Origin of the sequence: Bartonella rattaustraliani AUST/NH4 (assembly GCF_000312565.1) — a bacterium.
GTDB lineage: Bacteria > Pseudomonadota > Alphaproteobacteria > Rhizobiales > Rhizobiaceae > Bartonella > Bartonella rattaustraliani.
In genome coordinates this window covers 1-14,782 of the sequence record NZ_CALW02000013.1, presented here as the reverse complement: position 1 = coordinate 14,782, position 14,782 = coordinate 1, and the positions used below count along the sequence as shown (strand labels likewise).

The 14,782-nt window shown below is 42.6% G+C and carries 28 protein-coding genes; all 28 read right to left on the bottom strand.

The genetic code is table 11. The features are described 5' to 3' along the window. Positions 1-25: 25 nt before the first annotated feature. Positions 26-454 carry a 50S ribosomal protein L17 gene (gene rplQ / locus BN67_RS02425; RefSeq protein ID WP_019222563.1) on the bottom strand — a complete coding sequence of 143 codons (429 nt, stop codon included), beginning with the start codon at positions 452-454 and terminating at the stop codon, positions 26-28. Positions 455-478: 24 nt separating this feature from the next. Beyond that, positions 479-1,492, bottom strand: coding sequence for a DNA-directed RNA polymerase subunit alpha (locus BN67_RS02420; RefSeq protein WP_019222562.1), 1,014 nt, complete (start codon positions 1,490-1,492; stop codon positions 479-481). A 94-nt stretch (positions 1,493-1,586) separates the two neighbouring features. Beyond that, a complete protein-coding gene (rpsK, locus tag BN67_RS02415) occupies positions 1,587-1,976 on the bottom strand; it encodes a 30S ribosomal protein S11 (RefSeq protein WP_005865097.1) in 390 nt (129 codons plus the stop codon). A gap of 127 nt (positions 1,977-2,103) precedes the next feature. Further along, positions 2,104-2,472, bottom strand: coding sequence for a 30S ribosomal protein S13 (rpsM, locus tag BN67_RS02410; RefSeq protein ID WP_019222561.1), 369 nt, complete (start codon positions 2,470-2,472; stop codon positions 2,104-2,106). A 177-nt stretch (positions 2,473-2,649) separates the two neighbouring features. After that, on the bottom strand, positions 2,650-3,228 hold the full coding sequence (locus tag BN67_RS02405; protein WP_019222560.1) for an adenylate kinase: 579 nt from the start codon (positions 3,226-3,228) through the stop codon (positions 2,650-2,652). Continuing rightward, positions 3,225-4,571, bottom strand: a complete 1,347-nt coding sequence (secY, locus tag BN67_RS02400; RefSeq protein WP_019222559.1) for a preprotein translocase subunit SecY — start codon at positions 4,569-4,571, stop codon at positions 3,225-3,227. Before secY ends, BN67_RS02405 begins: the two co-directional genes overlap by 4 nt. A gap of 156 nt (positions 4,572-4,727) precedes the next feature. After that, positions 4,728-5,195: a 50S ribosomal protein L15 gene (gene rplO, locus BN67_RS02395; RefSeq protein WP_019222558.1), complete on the bottom strand. Its 468-nt coding sequence runs from the start codon at positions 5,193-5,195 to the stop codon at positions 4,728-4,730. A gap of 20 nt (positions 5,196-5,215) precedes the next feature. Continuing rightward, entirely contained in the window at positions 5,216-5,422 is a 207-nt protein-coding gene (rpmD, locus tag BN67_RS02390) for a 50S ribosomal protein L30 (protein ID WP_019222557.1), read from the bottom strand. Between the two features lie 31 nt (positions 5,423-5,453). Continuing rightward, positions 5,454-6,002, bottom strand: coding sequence for a 30S ribosomal protein S5 (rpsE, locus tag BN67_RS02385; protein WP_026088124.1), 549 nt, complete (start codon positions 6,000-6,002; stop codon positions 5,454-5,456). A 113-nt stretch (positions 6,003-6,115) separates the two neighbouring features. After that, positions 6,116-6,478, bottom strand: coding sequence for a 50S ribosomal protein L18 (gene rplR / locus BN67_RS02380; RefSeq protein WP_019222555.1), 363 nt, complete (start codon positions 6,476-6,478; stop codon positions 6,116-6,118). A 12-nt stretch (positions 6,479-6,490) separates the two neighbouring features. After that, positions 6,491-7,024 carry a 50S ribosomal protein L6 gene (gene rplF, locus BN67_RS02375; RefSeq protein ID WP_019222554.1) on the bottom strand — a complete coding sequence of 178 codons (534 nt, stop codon included), beginning with the start codon at positions 7,022-7,024 and terminating at the stop codon, positions 6,491-6,493. Between the two features lie 38 nt (positions 7,025-7,062). After that, positions 7,063-7,461 carry a 30S ribosomal protein S8 gene (gene rpsH / locus BN67_RS02370; protein WP_019222553.1) on the bottom strand — a complete coding sequence of 133 codons (399 nt, stop codon included), beginning with the start codon at positions 7,459-7,461 and terminating at the stop codon, positions 7,063-7,065. Positions 7,462-7,475: 14 nt separating this feature from the next. Beyond that, on the bottom strand, positions 7,476-7,781 hold the full coding sequence (gene rpsN / locus BN67_RS02365) for a 30S ribosomal protein S14 (protein ID WP_019222552.1): 306 nt from the start codon (positions 7,779-7,781) through the stop codon (positions 7,476-7,478). Positions 7,782-7,805: 24 nt separating this feature from the next. Further along, entirely contained in the window at positions 7,806-8,363 is a 558-nt protein-coding gene (rplE, locus tag BN67_RS02360; protein ID WP_019222551.1) for a 50S ribosomal protein L5, read from the bottom strand. After that, positions 8,356-8,670, bottom strand: a complete 315-nt coding sequence (gene rplX, locus BN67_RS02355) for a 50S ribosomal protein L24 (RefSeq protein ID WP_019222550.1) — start codon at positions 8,668-8,670, stop codon at positions 8,356-8,358. Before rplX ends, rplE begins: the two co-directional genes overlap by 8 nt. A 12-nt stretch (positions 8,671-8,682) precedes the next feature. Continuing rightward, on the bottom strand, positions 8,683-9,051 hold the full coding sequence (rplN, locus tag BN67_RS02350) for a 50S ribosomal protein L14 (protein ID WP_004855715.1): 369 nt from the start codon (positions 9,049-9,051) through the stop codon (positions 8,683-8,685). A 149-nt stretch (positions 9,052-9,200) separates the two neighbouring features. After that, positions 9,201-9,440 (bottom strand): 30S ribosomal protein S17, encoded by a 240-nt coding sequence (gene rpsQ, locus BN67_RS02345; RefSeq protein ID WP_019222549.1) that lies wholly within the window; start codon positions 9,438-9,440, stop codon positions 9,201-9,203. 12 nt (positions 9,441-9,452) lie between these two features. Beyond that, positions 9,453-9,653, bottom strand: a complete 201-nt coding sequence (rpmC, locus tag BN67_RS02340) for a 50S ribosomal protein L29 (protein WP_019222548.1) — start codon at positions 9,651-9,653, stop codon at positions 9,453-9,455. 12 nt (positions 9,654-9,665) lie between these two features. Then, on the bottom strand, positions 9,666-10,079 hold the full coding sequence (gene rplP / locus BN67_RS02335) for a 50S ribosomal protein L16 (RefSeq protein WP_019222547.1): 414 nt from the start codon (positions 10,077-10,079) through the stop codon (positions 9,666-9,668). A 36-nt stretch (positions 10,080-10,115) separates the two neighbouring features. Then, positions 10,116-10,826, bottom strand: coding sequence for a 30S ribosomal protein S3 (gene rpsC, locus BN67_RS02330; protein ID WP_019222546.1), 711 nt, complete (start codon positions 10,824-10,826; stop codon positions 10,116-10,118). Next, positions 10,826-11,215 carry a 50S ribosomal protein L22 gene (rplV, locus tag BN67_RS02325; RefSeq protein ID WP_026088123.1) on the bottom strand — a complete coding sequence of 130 codons (390 nt, stop codon included), beginning with the start codon at positions 11,213-11,215 and terminating at the stop codon, positions 10,826-10,828. Before rplV ends, rpsC begins: the two co-directional genes overlap by 1 nt. Before the next feature lie 3 nt (positions 11,216-11,218). Further along, positions 11,219-11,497 (bottom strand): 30S ribosomal protein S19, encoded by a 279-nt coding sequence (gene rpsS, locus BN67_RS02320; RefSeq protein ID WP_004855734.1) that lies wholly within the window; start codon positions 11,495-11,497, stop codon positions 11,219-11,221. Positions 11,498-11,512: 15 nt separating this feature from the next. Further along, complete coding sequence (rplB, locus tag BN67_RS02315) at positions 11,513-12,346, bottom strand: 50S ribosomal protein L2 (protein WP_019222544.1); 834 nt, start codon at positions 12,344-12,346, stop codon at positions 11,513-11,515. Positions 12,347-12,367: 21 nt separating this feature from the next. Beyond that, positions 12,368-12,661: a 50S ribosomal protein L23 gene (locus BN67_RS02310; protein WP_019222543.1), complete on the bottom strand. Its 294-nt coding sequence runs from the start codon at positions 12,659-12,661 to the stop codon at positions 12,368-12,370. Beyond that, a complete protein-coding gene (gene rplD, locus BN67_RS02305; protein WP_019222542.1) occupies positions 12,658-13,278 on the bottom strand; it encodes a 50S ribosomal protein L4 in 621 nt (206 codons plus the stop codon). The genes BN67_RS02310 and rplD overlap by 4 nt, the downstream gene beginning before the upstream one ends. Continuing rightward, entirely contained in the window at positions 13,278-14,018 is a 741-nt protein-coding gene (rplC, locus tag BN67_RS02300) for a 50S ribosomal protein L3 (protein ID WP_019222541.1), read from the bottom strand. The genes rplD and rplC overlap by 1 nt, the downstream gene beginning before the upstream one ends. 26 nt (positions 14,019-14,044) lie before the next feature. Beyond that, complete coding sequence (rpsJ, locus tag BN67_RS02295) at positions 14,045-14,353, bottom strand: 30S ribosomal protein S10 (protein ID WP_005865051.1); 309 nt, start codon at positions 14,351-14,353, stop codon at positions 14,045-14,047. Positions 14,354-14,418: 65 nt separating this feature from the next. After that, positions 14,419-14,782, bottom strand: a 364-nt coding sequence (locus tag BN67_RS11375; protein WP_019222540.1) for an EF-Tu C-terminal domain-related protein, incomplete at its 5' end; no start/stop codon positions are given.

Genomic DNA, 14,782 nt, shown 5'->3' with positions numbered 1-14,782 from the left:
TTACAAAAAGAAAACACTCTCTATTTCACGAAGAAACTTCCTTTTGCTTTGTATCCTCTTCCGCACGCATACGATCTATAGCACCCTTCGCATCAACATCACGATCAACAAACTCAACAACAGCCATAGGAGCATTATCACCGGTACGAAACCCCGCTTTCATGATACGCAAATACCCACCATTACGCGTTGCATAACGTGGTGCAAGCGTATCAAATAATTTCGCAGCCTTCCCTGAATCACGAAGTGCCGCAATTGCTTGTCTGCGCGCGTGCAAACCTCCACGCTTTCCCAATGTTACCAACTTTTCAACAATAGGACGAATTTCCTTAGCCTTTGGAAGCGTTGTCACAATCTGCTCATGCTCGATCAGCGAAATCGCCATATTTGCAAACATCGCTTTACGGTGACTGGCAGTCCGATTCAACTTGCGGCCTGAGTTACTATGGCGCATGAACCTTCTCCTTAAATTCTAACTCTAATACTGATCTTCATAACGTTTAGCAAGATCATCAATGTTTTCAGGTGGCCATGCAGAAATCTCCATACCAAGATGTAGTCCCATACATGCCAAAACTTCTTTAATTTCATTCAACGATTTACGCCCAAAATTTGGTGTCCGAAGCATTTCAGATTCCGTCTTCTGAATAAGATCACCGATGTAAACAATATTATCATTCTTAAGACAATTTGCCGAGCGAACTGAAAGCTCTAACTCATCCACTTTTTTGAGAAGTGCAGGATTAAACGCAAGTTCAGAATCAGTTTCTTCTACATCGTCCTTTTCTGGTTCTTCAAAATTAACAAACAACGCCAATTGATCCTGAAGAATACGCGCAGCATAAGCAACAGCATCTTCCCCGTTAACAGCACCATTGGTTTCAATTGTAAGCGTTAACTTATCATAATCCAGAACCTGACCTTCACGGGTATTCTCTACTTTATAAGACACCTTACGAATTGGTGAATAAAGACTATCAATGGGGATAAGCCCTATCCGCCCATCATCAACGGAATTGCGATCAGATGGAACATAACCTTTGCCTGTATTGACAATAAACTCCATACGAATTTCAGCATCTTCATCAAGCGTACAGATAACATGCTCTGGATTCAAAACTTCCATATCTCCAATAACATTGATATCTCCAGCTTTCACAACGCCTGGCCCCTCTTTAGAGAGAACAACCCGCTTAGGACCCTCTTCCTGCATACGAAGTGCAATTTCCTTAATGTTAAGAATAATATCTGTGACATCCTCACGCACACCTGGAATCGATGAAAACTCATGCAATACCCCATCAATTTGTACAGCCGTAATTGCCGCACCCCGCAATGAAGACAACAACACACGACGAAGCGCATTTCCTAACGTCAAACCAAAGCCGCGTTCAAGAGGTTCCACAACCATACTCGACACGTTCAAATTATCATGCCTAGAAAACTCAACCTTATTGGGTTTAATCAGTTCCTGCCAGTTTTTCTGGATCATATTTTTATTCCCGTTCTTTAGTTCCGCCACCATTCAATCGTAACGGCCAATGTGAACATCAGAGAAATCTCTGACAACAAAAAACAATACCCAATTAAACACGCCGCCTTTTCCGTGGACGACATCCATTATGAGGAATTGGTGTTACATCACGAATAGAAGTAATCACAAAGCCGACAGATTGCAATGCGCGCAAAGCAGACTCACGACCCGAGCCCGGTCCGCAAACTTCAACTTCCAAGGAACGCATACCATGTTCCTGCGCTTTTCTAGCACAATCTTCTGCCGCAACCTGCGCAGCGAAAGGCGTAGATTTCCGCGAACCTTTAAATCCCTGAGCACCAGCAGACGACCAAGCAATCGTATTTCCCTGAGCATCCGTAATGGTAATCATTGTATTATTAAATGTTGAATTGATATGCACAACACCTGACGAAATATTCTTACGCTCGCGACGACGAACACGTGTGGCTTCCTTGGCCATAATTTTCCTTTCAATGATCTCCTCACCGCCGTAACACCAGCAGCTCCACCTTTCTTATTTCTGTTAAAAATTTTAACAAGAAACAGAATATGTAATAAATAAACCCTTTTGTAAATTAAAGAGATTATTATTTCTTCTTACCGGCAATCGCCTTAGCTGGACCTTTACGCGTACGCGCATTTGTATGCGTACGCTGTCCACGAACAGGCAAAGAACGGCGATGACGTAAACCACGATAACAGCCAAGATCCATTAAACGCTTAACACTCATCGCAACCTCGCGACGAAGATCACCTTCAACTTGATAACCTTGATCTATTGCTTCACGAATCTGCAACACTTCTGCATCTGAAAGCTCGTGCACACGACGTCCCACAGGAATGCCAACCTTTTTAGTAATTTCTTGAGCAAATTTTGGTCCAATCCCGTGGATATACTGAAGCGCAATAACTACACGCTTATTTGCCGGGATATTGACGCCAGCAATACGAGCCACGCCTATTCTCCTTGGTAACATTGACAATCAACCATAAAATACCTGATGTACTTTACAGAAAAGTGACTCGGTATAAATATACTCCGAATCCGACTACTTTAGTAAAATAAATTAAAGCATTTTCTGATAGATTTTATCCCAAAAGTCAACACTTTTCATTTATTTCTGAGAATTTTCTTATTGAAGAAACTTTCTAATCATATCTGATACCTCAACAATATCAAGCATTCCATCAACGACCTTCAATAATCCCCTTTCTAAATAAAATTGTGACAGAAGCGCCGTTTTTTCACGATATTCCACTAATCGCTTTGCAAAAGCAACAGGATTATCATCTGAACGAACATGACCACCAGTAGCTATCGTTTCCTGAACACGTTTCTTCATCCGCTCAATCAACGCATTCTCATCAACAGTTAGCTCAATAACAGCATCAAGCTGCATATTTTTTGATTGTAGATTCCCCTGCAAAGCTTTTGCTTGCCCAACAGTTCGTGGATATCCATCCAAAATAAAACCGTTTACACAATCACTCTCATCGATTCGCTCAGATACAATTTGATTAACAATACTATCAGAAACCAAAGCACCAGAACTTATAATAGCCTTAGCTTGTTTACCAATTTCCGTCTCTTTTATAATAACTTCACGTAACATATCACCTGTTGACAGCTGAGGAATATGATACAACTCTGTTAACATTTTAGCCTGTGTACCTTTGCCTGCCCCAGGAGGACCTAAAAGAACAATTCTCATCGATTCCGCTTACCTCCACGAAGTTTTGACTTTTTAATCAACCCTTCATATTGGTGTGCAACAAGATGCCCCTGAATTTGAGCAATAGTATCAAGTGTAACAGTAACAACAATCAATAAAGATGTGCCCCCAAGATAAAAAGGAACCTGTAGGGCAGATATCATAAACTCCGGCAACAAACAAACCAAAATAATATAAACCGCCCCCACAACAGTAATACGTGTCAAAACATAATCAATATATTCAGCCGTACGCTCGCCAGGACGAACCCCAGGAATAAAACCAGAATGCTTTTTCAACTGATCCGCTGTATCGCTTGGATTAAATACAACAGCCGTATAAAAAAAGCAAAAAAACGCCATTAAAAGTGCATAGACAATCATATAAAGCGGCTGTCCATGACCGAGAGAATAAGAAACAGACTGAACCCACTGTGGCATTTTATCAGAAAAATTATTAACAGTTGCAGGCAATAACAACAAAGATGAAGCAAAAATAGGTGGAATAACACCAGCCGTATTTAACTTCAAAGGAAGGTGCGACATATCACCTTGAAACATCTGGTTACCAACCTGGCGTTTTGGATACTGAATAAGAATTCTCCGTTGTGCACGCTCTACAAAAACAATAATCCCTATAACAGAAACAGCAACAACAACGATCACTATCAACAAAAAAGTTGACAAATCAGCTTGACTATGCGCAGTCAAAAGTTGAGCAAAAGTTGAAGGAAGATTAGCCACAATACCTGCAAAAATAATCAGAGAAACCCCATTCCCAACACCGCGCGATGTGATTTGCTCACCAAGCCACATCAAAAACATCGTTCCACCAACAAGTGTAATGACAGAAGAAACGCGAAACATGAGACCCGGCTCCATAACAATTTGAAGCCCTGTTCCTATACCACTTTCAAGCGCAACCGCAATACCAAAAGCCTGCAGTATCGCCAATACCACTGTGACGTAGCGAGTATACTGATTAATAACCTTACGCCCCACTTCACCTTCTTTTTTAAGAGTTTCCAACGAAGGGATAATTGAAGTGAGCAACTGGACAATAATTGATGCTGAAATATAAGGCATAATCCCCAGTGCAAAAATCGCCATACGCCCAACAGCACCCCCAGCAAACATATTAAACAAACCCAAAACGCCAGACGCATGATGCTCAAACGTCTGTCGTAAAGCATCAATATTAATACCAGGAAGAGAAATATAAGTACCAAAACGATACACGAGAAGAGCAGCTAGAGTAAACCAAATGCGCTTTTTCAACTCGGTCGCACGTGAGAAAGTCCCGAAGTTTATATTGGAAGCAAATTGCTCTGCCGCTGATGCCATAAAACGTCTCCACCACTCCAGTTCTTTAAAATCACAGCAGTATAATTTAAAAACACTATACTACATAAATAAATCTAAAATTTAAAGAATTCTCCACAAAAAACGTCCTCAAATAAAGTGCACATACACTTTCAGAACATCATTCATATCCCAAAATCACTGCGCAGTCTCAGGAAAAACAACCTGACCACCAACTTTTTCAATCTTAAGACGGGCCGCCTTAGAAGCACCAGAAACATGAAATACAATTTTTGACTTTAATTCACCGTCAGAAAGAAGACGCACCCCATCTTTCGCACGACGAATAATACCAGCCTCTTTTAGGGTAATAATATCAACAGCTCTTTCAATATTCAATTTACCAGAATCAACAGCCAATTGAATACGCCCCAACGAAACTTCGTTATAGGTCTTAGCAAAAAAATTTCTGAACCCACGCTTTGGCAAACGACGATAAACAGGCATTTGCCCACCCTCGAAACCATTAAGGGAAACACCAGAACGAGACTTTTGTCCTTTCACACCACGACCACCAGTTTTACCAATGCCGGAGCCAATACCACGCCCGACACGTTTACGACTCCTTGTTGCACCTTCACGATCACGCAGCTCATTGAGTTTCATATCTTCTTCTCCCGCAATCTTTAAGCTTCATTTACAATGCGAACAAGGTGCCGAACCTTGGAAATCATACCGCGAACACAAAGCGTATCTTCCAAAACACGCCGCCGCCGGACTTTATTCAATCCAAGCCCCTTTAAGGTCGCACGCTGCACCTGTGAGTTCCGAATCGGACTCCCAATTTGTTCGACTGTTATAGTCCTACCATTCTGAGATTTTTCCTGAACCATTTCTTAATTCCTTTTCTGATAATCTCAGAAACTACCCTTCTGCATCAACTAAATGTTGACGACGCACCTGCAAAGTCGAATATTTAAGACCACGTTGAGCTGCAATATCTCTAGGATGCATTTGATTCTTTAACGCATCAAAAGTTGCACGTACCATGTTATAAGGATTAGATGATCCTAATGATTTTGCAACAACATCCTGCATACCAAGAGTTTCAAAAATAGCACGCATTGGCCCCCCAGCAATAATACCGGTACCAGCGGAAGCCGAACGCAACAGAACACGACCTGCTCCATGACGACCTTCAAGATCATGATGCAACGTACGCCCAGAACGCAACGGAACATAAATCATCCCACGCTTTGCAGATTCCGTAGCTTTACGAACCGCTTCTGGCACTTCACGCGCTTTACCATGACCAAAGCCCACACGCCCCTTTTGATCTCCAACGACAACAAGAGCAGCAAAGCCAAAACGCCTACCACCCTTCACAACTTTAGCAACACGGTTAATATGAACAAGTCTATCGACCAACTCACTATCCCGCTCATCTCGTTCACTACGTTCTTTTTGTGCCATTCCTAATTCCTTTTTCTTTTCCGGAAGCACCACAATAAAGCTTCCCCATCAAACCAGAGAAACCTATACGATATATCCTAAAAAAAACCTTACTAAAATTTTTATAAGGCATTTTAGAAACTTAAACCACCTTCACGAGCAGCCTCAGCCAAAGCTTTTATTCTACCGTGGTAAACATATGCACCACGATCAAAAACCACTTCATTCACACCAGCTTTTTTTGCACGTTCCGCAATTAATTTACCAACAGCTAAAGCAGCTTCTTTATCTGAACCACGTTTTAATGTCTTTTTCAAATCACCCTCAATGGTAGATGCCGAAACAAGCGTACACCCCCGCAAGTCATCAATAATTTGAGCATAAATATTTTGATTCGAACGATAAATACTAAGCCGCGGACGATCATTAGAAACCATCTTAATTCTACGACGAACACGCCGTGCACGACGCTGAATGATATTCTTAGATGAAACCATGATGCAAAACCTTTATTTCTTTTTACCTTCTTTACGGAAGATACGTTCATCTGCATGTTTAATACCCTTGCCTTTGTAAGGCTCAGGTCTGCGATATTCACGAATCTCCGCAGCAACTTGCCCAACTTGCTGTTTATTAATCCCAGAAATAACAATTTCAGTAGACTTAGGTACCGTTACAGTCACACCCGATGGAACTTTATAAACCACATCATGTGAGAATCCTAATGAAAGTTGAACATCCTTACCCTGCAAAGCAGCACGATAACCAACACCATTAATCTCCAGCCTCTTCTCAAAACCATCCTTCACACCACAAAAAAGATTCTCAATCATTGAGCGTGACATTCCCCATTTAGAGCGAGCATCTTTCGATTGATCCCGTGGTAAAACCGTTACAATACTTTCTTCAAGCTTTACCAAAACTTCATCATTAACGATGTAACTTAATTCACCTTTTGGTCCTTTTGCCTTAACCAGCTGACCTTCAACAGTCACCGTAACCCCAGAAGGAACTGAAATGGGCTTTTTTCCAATACGAGACATTGTTCTAACCTATTTTTCTTCTGTTTTCTTACAACCACTTAGAAAACACGACAAAGAAGTTCCCCGCCAACATTCTGTTCACGTGCTTCATGATCAGCCATAACGCCTTTAGGAGTCGATAAAATCGAAATACCAAGACCATTCGCTACCTGAGGAATTGATTTAGCAGAAACATACACACGACGCCCTGGTCTTGAAACACGTGAAATCTCACGAATAGCACCTAAACCTTCAAAATACTTCAATTCAATTTCAATCTCAGATTTTCCATCACCTAAATCAACCTGATTATACCCGCGAATATAACCTTCCGATTTAAGAACATCAAGAACATGGGCACGAAGATTCGAAGCAGGTGTAACCACTTTGTTTTTTCTACGAGCAAGCGCATTCCGAATACGCGTTAACATATCACCAAGAGGATCCGACATAGACATTGAGCAATCTCCTCTTACCAACTAGACTTAACAATGCCCGGAATATGGCCTATAGAGCCAAGTTCACGCAACGCAATCCGCGACATTTTTAATTTACGATAATAGGCCCGTGGGCGCCCCGAAACCTCACACCGATTACGAACACGAACCCTCGCAGAGTTACGTGGCAACTCCGCTAACTGAACAGAAGCTCTGAACCGCTCTTCTAGAGAAAGTTTCTGATCCATAACGATCGCTTTCAAACGCGCACGACGTGCAGCATAACGCTTTACCATCACCTCACGACGTTTATTTTTTTCAACGGCACTCACTTTGGCCATAATCTTACCTCGCTACGTTTGCCGTTACGAACGAAAAGGAAAATTAAAAGCACGCAATAACTCACGCGCTTCATCATCCGTCTTCGCTGTCGTACAAACGATAATATCCATACCCCAAATTTGATCAACTTTATCATAGTTGACTTCTGGGAATACAATGTGTTCTTTGATACCCATAGCAAAATTACCACGACCATCAAAGCTTTTTGGATTCAAACCACGAAAATCACGAACTCGCGGAAGCGCAATCGTAACAAGACGATCCAAAAACTCAAACATACGATCTTTGCGCAACGTAACTTTAGCCCCAAGAGGCATACCTTCACGAACCTTAAAGGTTGCAATAGAATTACGTGCACGAGTAACAACAGCCTTCTGACCTGTTATTAATCCCAGATCCTCAGCAGCAATAGAAGGCTTTTTAGAATCAGTAGTTGCTTCACCGATCCCCATATTGACCACAATTTTATCAACACGCGGAATTTGCATCGCATTTTTATAATTAAATTTGTCTTGAAGAGTTTTACAAACCACTTCAAAATAATGCACCTTCATACGCGGCGTCTGTTTTTCCTCAGCCATCAATCAAATCTCCCGAACGCTTGGCAAAACGAACCTTATTACCATCTGCATTCATCCGAAAACCCACACGTGTTGGCTTACCATCCTTAGGATCAGCAATCGCCAAATTAGATAAGTGAATCGAAGCTTCCTTAGAAATAATCCCAGCCTCTTGCTTTTGTGTCTGACGTTGATGACGTTTGATCATATTAATCCCATGAACAAAAGCTCTATTCTCCTTCGGATTCACCTTAATTACTTCACCACTACACCCTTTATCCTTACCGGATAAAACAACAACTTTATCACCTTTTCGAATCTTCTGCATAACATCAACTCCTTATAACACTTCAGGAGCGAGCGAAATGATCTTCATATGATTCCTACCACGAAGTTCGCGAGGAACTGGTCCAAAGATACGTGTACCGATCGGCTCTTTCTTATTATCCACCAAAACAGCAGCATTACTGTCAAAACGAATGACACTCCCATCTGCGCGACGAATATCCTTAGCAGTACGAACCACTACAGCCTTCATCACATCACCCTTCTTAACGCGGCCACGAGGAATAGCATCCTTAACCGAAACAACAATAATATCACCGACCGAAGCATATTTCCGCTTTGAACCGCCTAACACCTTAATGCACATGACACGACGAGCACCAGAGTTATCGGCAACGTCGAGATTTGTTTGCATCTGAATCATGACTGGCCACCTTCTCTCAAATATTTATATCCGGTTTTGCCTCTAAAACATCCGGATCTGCCTGCCAAACAATGATAAAGCCACTGCCTTCAAATCTACCAATGGAAGCAAAGCCGCTGCTAAATTCTAAGACAATAAACCTAGTTAAACTACGCTACACTGCCTTTAACAACAATCCAACACTTATCTTTCGAAATTGGCTTAGATTCCTGAATAGAAATCTGATCTCCAATCTTGAATTGGTTGCTTTCGTCATGCGCCTTATACTTTTTAGACTGCCGAACAGTCTTTTTAAGAAGTGGATGAGAATAACGACGTTCCACTTTAACAACTACAGTTTTATCGCTTTTGTCGCTAACAACAACACCCTGCAAAATGCGTTTAGGCATCTCTCTATTTCCTCAAACCTTACTTTCATTTATCTTCTGATGAAGAAAAGTTTTCACACGCGCAATATCACGACGAACTTGCCTAACACGTGCAGTCTTTTCCAATTGACCCGTCGCCTTTTGAAAGCGCAAATTAAACTGCTCTTTCTTTAACTTAGCCAATTCATCTTTCATTTGGTCGAGCGTTTGCGCCCGTAATTCTGTGGCTCTCATCGCTTAACCTCTTTATTCAGCAATACGCTGTATGAAACGTGTCTTAATAGGCAACTTTGCAGCACCAAGCCTTAGCGCCTCACGTGCCACATCCTCAGAAACCCCATCAAGCTCAAACATGACGCGCCCAGGCGCAACACGTGCAGCCCAATAATCAACACTTCCCTTACCCTTACCCATACGAACCTCGGTCGGCTTAGACGTAACCGGAAGATCCGGAAAAATACGAATCCATACACGACCAGAACGTTTCATATAACGCGTGATCGCACGACGCGCCGCTTCAATTTGGCGGGCAGTAATCCGCTCTGGCTCAACAGCCTTCAAACCGTAAGCACCGAAATTTAAATCCGTACCACCCTTCGAAACACCGTGAATACGGCCTTTAAACTGTTTACGGAACTTTGTGCGCTTTGGCTGCAACATTGCTCTCTACTCCAAATTTTAGTTCAATCATAAAAACTAAGCACTTTCGCGGCGACGATTCGACGAAGAACCAGAATGGTCAGCCTCTGTAGCACGACGTTCTGAAGCCATCGGATCATGCTCCAAAATCTCACCTTTAAAGACCCAAACCTTAACACCACAAACACCGTAAGCAGTTTTAGCTTCTGCTGTACCGTAATCAACATCAGAACGCAAAGTATGAAGAGGAACACGCCCCTCACGATACCACTCCATACGAGCAATTTCAGCACCACCTAAACGACCAGAACAGTTAATACGAATTCCCTCTGCCCCAAGACGCATAGCCGACTGAACTGCACGCTTCATTGCACGCCGAAAAGCAACACGACGTTCCAACTGCTGAGCAATTGATTGTGCAATAATCGTGGCATCAATTTCAGGCTTACGAATTTCCACAATATTCAATGAAGTTTCAGCATTTGTCATTTCCGAAAGTTTACGACGAAGTTTTTCAATATCAGCACCTTTTTTGCCAATAATTAAACCTGGACGTGCAGAATGAATCGTCACACGACATTTCTTATGCGGACGCTCAATAACAACTTTGGAAATAGCTGCTTGTTTAAGCTCTTCAAGTACATACAAACGAATCTTCAAATCCTCATGAAGAAGACGCCCATACTCACCACTATCAGCATACCAACGGGAATCCCAAGTCCGATTAACTCCAAGACGAAGTCCTATTGGATTGATCTTCTGACCCATTATGCGGCCTCCACTTTTTCGGTAATTTCACGAACAATAATAGTAAGATGTGAAAACGGACGTTCAATCCGGCTAGCGCGTCCACGACCACGAACATGAAAACGCTTCATCACGATCGACTTACCAACATAGGCTTCTGCAACAATAAGCGAATCAATATCAAGATCGTGATTATTTTCTGCATTTGCAATCGCCGATTCAAGAGTTTTCTTCACTGTACTCGCAATACGTTTACGTGAAAACGTCAAATCAGCCAACGCAACATTAACCTTTTTACCACGAATCATAGCAGCAACCAAATTAAGTTTTTGTGGGCTAACACGAATTGTCCGAGCAATAGCTCTCGCCTCATTATCTTTAAGCTGGCGCGGAACCTTAGCTTTTCCCATCACCTATTTCCTCTTCGCTTTCTTATCTGCACCATGCCCATAATAAGTCCGAGTGGGAGCGAACTCACCAAACTTATGCCCAACCATCTCTTCAGAAACAGAAACAGGAATATGTTTATTACCGTTGTAAACACCAAAAGTCAAACCAACAAATTGCGGCAAAATAGTAGAGCGACGACTCCATATTTTAATAACTTCATTGCGCCCACTCGCACGGACCTTTTCTGCTTTTCCAAGAAGATAGCCGTCAACAAACGGACCTTTCCAAACTGAACGAACCACTTCAGACTACCTTTCTCATTTCTTGCGCTGATGACGCGTACGCATGATAAACTTATCAGTGGCTTTATTAGAGCGCGTACGCTTACCTTTTGTAGGTTTACCCCAAGGAGACACTGGATGACGCCCCCCCGATGTACGACCTTCACCACCACCATGTGGATGATCAACCGGATTCATAGCAACACCACGAACATGTGGACGTCTACCACGCCAACGCGACCGACCCGCTTTACCATCATTAATATTCCCGTGATCAGGATTAGAAACTGCACCAACAGTTGCAAAACAACTGCCAGATACCAAACGCTGCTCCCCGGAATTAAGACGAAGAATAGCCATTCCTTGATCTCGTCCAACCAACTGTGCATAAGTACCAGCTGAACGCGCAATCTGGCCACCTTTTCCCGGTTTCATTTCAACATTATGAACAATTGTACCTACAGGCATATTACCGAGTGGCATAGCATTACCCGGTTTAACATCAACATTTGAACCAGCTATAATGGTATCACCAATAGCAAGGCGCTGTGGTGCAAGAATATAACTTAATTGCCCATCTTCATAACGAACTAAAGCAATAAATGCCGTCCTATTTGGGTCATATTCTAAACGCTCAACTTTCGCAGGAACACCACGTTTAAGACGCTTAAAATCAACAAACCGATAACTGCGCTTATGTCCACCACCCTGAAAACGAGCAGTAACTCGACCATGATTGTTACGCCCACCTTTTGATGACAACCCTTCAGTTAAAGTCTTTACAGATTTACCCTTATAAAGACAAGAGCGATCTACAATAACAAGTTGACGCTGCCCGGACGTAGTTGGATTAAAGTGCTTAAGTGCCATTATTTTTATCTCCGAGCCTCTCTAAAGACCTGTTGAAACATCGATAGACTGACCTTGAGCCAAAGTCACGATCGCTTTTTTCACATCACTCTGCCGACCAACAATCCCTTTGAAACGTTTTACCTTACCTTTGCGAACTATCGTGTTAACCGCTTTAACTTTAACATTAAAAAGCGCCTCAACAGCAGCTTTAATCTCAGGCTTTGTCGCCTTCGGTGCAACATTAAAAGCAACCTGATTGTACTCAGAAACCATGGTCGACTTTTCACTAATAACTGGACTAACAATTATATCATAATGGCGAAGATCTGTCATTTAAAACGCTCCTCAAGAGCATCAACAGCCGCTTTTGACAAAACAAGTTTGCTGCGACGCAAGATATCATAAACATTAATCCCTTGAATTGGTAAAACATCAATATTAGGAATATTCGATGCAGCGCAAGAAAAATTCACATCAATTTCTTTTCCACCAATTAAAAGAGCATTATCCAACCCAAGCATAGAAAAACGAGAAACAAGCGTCTTCGTTTTAGAATCCTTAACACTCAGATCATCAACAATAATTAAATCATTCGTTTTCAATTTCGCTGACAAAGCAAGACGCACTCCGAAAGCGCGAATTTTTTTAGGCAGATCATGCATATGGCTACGCACCACAGGACCGTGCGCCTTACCCCCCCCCCGAAACTGCGGTGCACGAGCAGATGAATGCCGAGCACGACCCGTTCCTTTTTGTTTAAACATCTTTGCTCCTGTTCGCGACACATCTGAACGCCCCTGCGTTTGATGCGTTCCCTGCTGACGACGAGCAAGCTGCCAACGAACAACACGCTGTAAAATATCTTCACGCGGAACAAGACCAAAAATATTCTCAGAAACCTCTAACTTACCAGCCTCATTACCATCAAGGGTTTTAATTACAAGATCCATCATACGGCTCCCTCAGCGTCAGAGGTTTCCATAACTGGAGCAACCCCTTCCATTTTCTCTTTCGCACGTTGGCGAATACCAGCAGGCTTTGGCGCATTACTAGGAAGAGGCTTTTTTACAGCATCTCGCATCAAAATCCAAGCACCCTTAGAACCAGAAACAGCACCACGAACTAAAATTAAACCACGTTCAACATCTGTGGAAACAACTTCAATATTCTGTGTTGTTACACGGACCTGCCCCATATGGCCAGCCATCTTTTTACCTTTAAAGACCCTACCCGGATCCTGACACTGACCTGTAGAACCATGAGCACGATGTGTAATCGAGTTACCATGTGACGCACGATGCCCACCAAAGTTATGCCGCTTCATAACACCAGCAAAACCCTTACCGATACTCGTACCCGTCACATCTACTCTCTGCCCTGGAACAAAATGCTCCACTGTAATCTCCGTACCAATATCAAGAAGATTTTCAGGGCTTACACGAAACTCCGCTACTTTCGCTTTTGGCTCCACAGAAGCCTTAGCAAAATGCCCCCGAAGAGCCTGCGAAGTATTTTTAACCTTAGAAAATCCCACACCTAATTGAACAGCAGTATAACCGTTCTTTTCAACTGTACGCTGAGCAACAACCTGACAATTCTCCAAACGAAGTACTGTCACCGGTACATGCTCACCAGCATCATTATAAACGCGGGTCATACCCAGCTTCTGTGCTATTACACCTGAACGCATCTGATCGTTCCTTCTGTCCTCAAACTTCAGAGCTTAATTTCCACATCCACCCCAGCAGAAAGATCAAGCTTCATAAGCGCATCTACCGTTTGAGGTGTTGGATCAACAATATCAAGAAGACGTTTATGTGTGCGCATCTCAAACTGCTCACGACTCTTCTTATCAATATGCGGTCCACGGTTAACCGTAAACTTCTCAATCCGCGTTGGAAGCGGAATCGGACCACGGACATTCGCACCAGTACGCTTAGCAGTCGACACAATCTCACGCGTCGAAGCATCAAGAATTCTATGATCAAACGCTTTCAAACGAATGCGGATATTCTGATTGTTCATGCTCTTTTATTTCCTTGTCACGAAAGACGTCTTTAACGACAAAGACGTCTTTTACTCACCATTCTTTATTCAATGATCTTAGAAACTATACCTGCACCAACAGTACGACCACCTTCGCGAATAGCAAAACGAAGCTTCTCTTCCATAGCAATCGGAACAATCAAAGAAACATCCATAGCAACATTATCACCTGGCATAACCATCTCCGTTCCCTCGGGAAGGGTCACAATTCCTGTAACATCCGTTGTACGAAAATAAAATTGTGGACGATAATTCGTGAAAAACGGAGTATGACGACCACCTTCATCTTTCGTCAAAATATAAGCTTCTGCTTTAAAACGAGTGTGAGGCGTAACAGAACCGGGCTTCGCCAAAACTTGACCACGCTCAATCCCCTCACGATCAACACCACGTAGAAGAGCTCCAATG

Excerpts from the sequence above, each read along its gene's own strand:
- rplQ (WP_019222563.1), bottom strand. The coding sequence starts at position 454 with ATGCGCCATAGTAACTCAGGCCGCAAGTTGAATCGGACTGCCAGTCAC.
- BN67_RS02420 (WP_019222562.1), bottom strand. The coding sequence starts at position 1,492 with ATGATCCAGAAAAACTGGCAGGAACTGATTAAACCCAATAAGGTTGAG.
- rpsK (WP_005865097.1), bottom strand. The coding sequence starts at position 1,976 with ATGGCCAAGGAAGCCACACGTGTTCGTCGTCGCGAGCGTAAGAATATT.
- BN67_RS02405 (WP_019222560.1), bottom strand. The coding sequence starts at position 3,228 with ATGAGAATTGTTCTTTTAGGTCCTCCTGGGGCAGGCAAAGGTACACAG.
- secY (WP_019222559.1), bottom strand. The coding sequence starts at position 4,571 with ATGGCATCAGCGGCAGAGCAATTTGCTTCCAATATAAACTTCGGGACT.
- rplO (WP_019222558.1), bottom strand. The coding sequence starts at position 5,195 with ATGAAACTCAATGAGCTGCGTGATCGTGAAGGTGCAACAAGGAGTCGT.
- rpmD (WP_019222557.1), bottom strand. The coding sequence starts at position 5,422 with ATGGTTCAGGAAAAATCTCAGAATGGTAGGACTATAACAGTCGAACAA.
- rpsE (WP_026088124.1), bottom strand. The coding sequence starts at position 6,002 with ATGGCACAAAAAGAACGTAGTGAACGAGATGAGCGGGATAGTGAGTTG.
- rplR (WP_019222555.1), bottom strand. The coding sequence starts at position 6,478 with ATGGTTTCATCTAAGAATATCATTCAGCGTCGTGCACGGCGTGTTCGT.
- rplF (WP_019222554.1), bottom strand. The coding sequence starts at position 7,024 with ATGTCTCGTATTGGAAAAAAGCCCATTTCAGTTCCTTCTGGGGTTACG.
- rpsH (WP_019222553.1), bottom strand. The coding sequence starts at position 7,461 with ATGTCTATGTCGGATCCTCTTGGTGATATGTTAACGCGTATTCGGAAT.
- rpsN (WP_019222552.1), bottom strand. The coding sequence starts at position 7,781 with ATGGCCAAAGTGAGTGCCGTTGAAAAAAATAAACGTCGTGAGGTGATG.
- rplE (WP_019222551.1), bottom strand. The coding sequence starts at position 8,363 with ATGGCTGAGGAAAAACAGACGCCGCGTATGAAGGTGCATTATTTTGAA.
- rplX (WP_019222550.1), bottom strand. The coding sequence starts at position 8,670 with ATGCAGAAGATTCGAAAAGGTGATAAAGTTGTTGTTTTATCCGGTAAG.
- rplN (WP_004855715.1), bottom strand. The coding sequence starts at position 9,051 with ATGATTCAGATGCAAACAAATCTCGACGTTGCCGATAACTCTGGTGCT.
- rpsQ (WP_019222549.1), bottom strand. The coding sequence starts at position 9,440 with ATGCCTAAACGCATTTTGCAGGGTGTTGTTGTTAGCGACAAAAGCGAT.
- rpmC (WP_019222548.1), bottom strand. The coding sequence starts at position 9,653 with ATGAGAGCCACAGAATTACGGGCGCAAACGCTCGACCAAATGAAAGAT.
- rplP (WP_019222547.1), bottom strand. The coding sequence starts at position 10,079 with ATGTTGCAGCCAAAGCGCACAAAGTTCCGTAAACAGTTTAAAGGCCGT.
- rpsC (WP_019222546.1), bottom strand. The coding sequence starts at position 10,826 with ATGGGTCAGAAGATCAATCCAATAGGACTTCGTCTTGGAGTTAATCGG.
- rplV (WP_026088123.1), bottom strand. The coding sequence starts at position 11,215 with ATGGGAAAAGCTAAGGTTCCGCGCCAGCTTAAAGATAATGAGGCGAGA.
- rplB (WP_019222544.1), bottom strand. The coding sequence starts at position 12,346 with ATGGCACTTAAGCACTTTAATCCAACTACGTCCGGGCAGCGTCAACTT.
- BN67_RS02310 (WP_019222543.1), bottom strand. The coding sequence starts at position 12,661 with ATGACAGATCTTCGCCATTATGATATAATTGTTAGTCCAGTTATTAGT.
- rplD (WP_019222542.1), bottom strand. The coding sequence starts at position 13,278 with ATGGATCTTGTAATTAAAACCCTTGATGGTAATGAGGCTGGTAAGTTA.
- rplC (WP_019222541.1), bottom strand. The coding sequence starts at position 14,018 with ATGCGTTCAGGTGTAATAGCACAGAAGCTGGGTATGACCCGCGTTTAT.
- rpsJ (WP_005865051.1), bottom strand. The coding sequence starts at position 14,353 with ATGAACAATCAGAATATCCGCATTCGTTTGAAAGCGTTTGATCATAGA.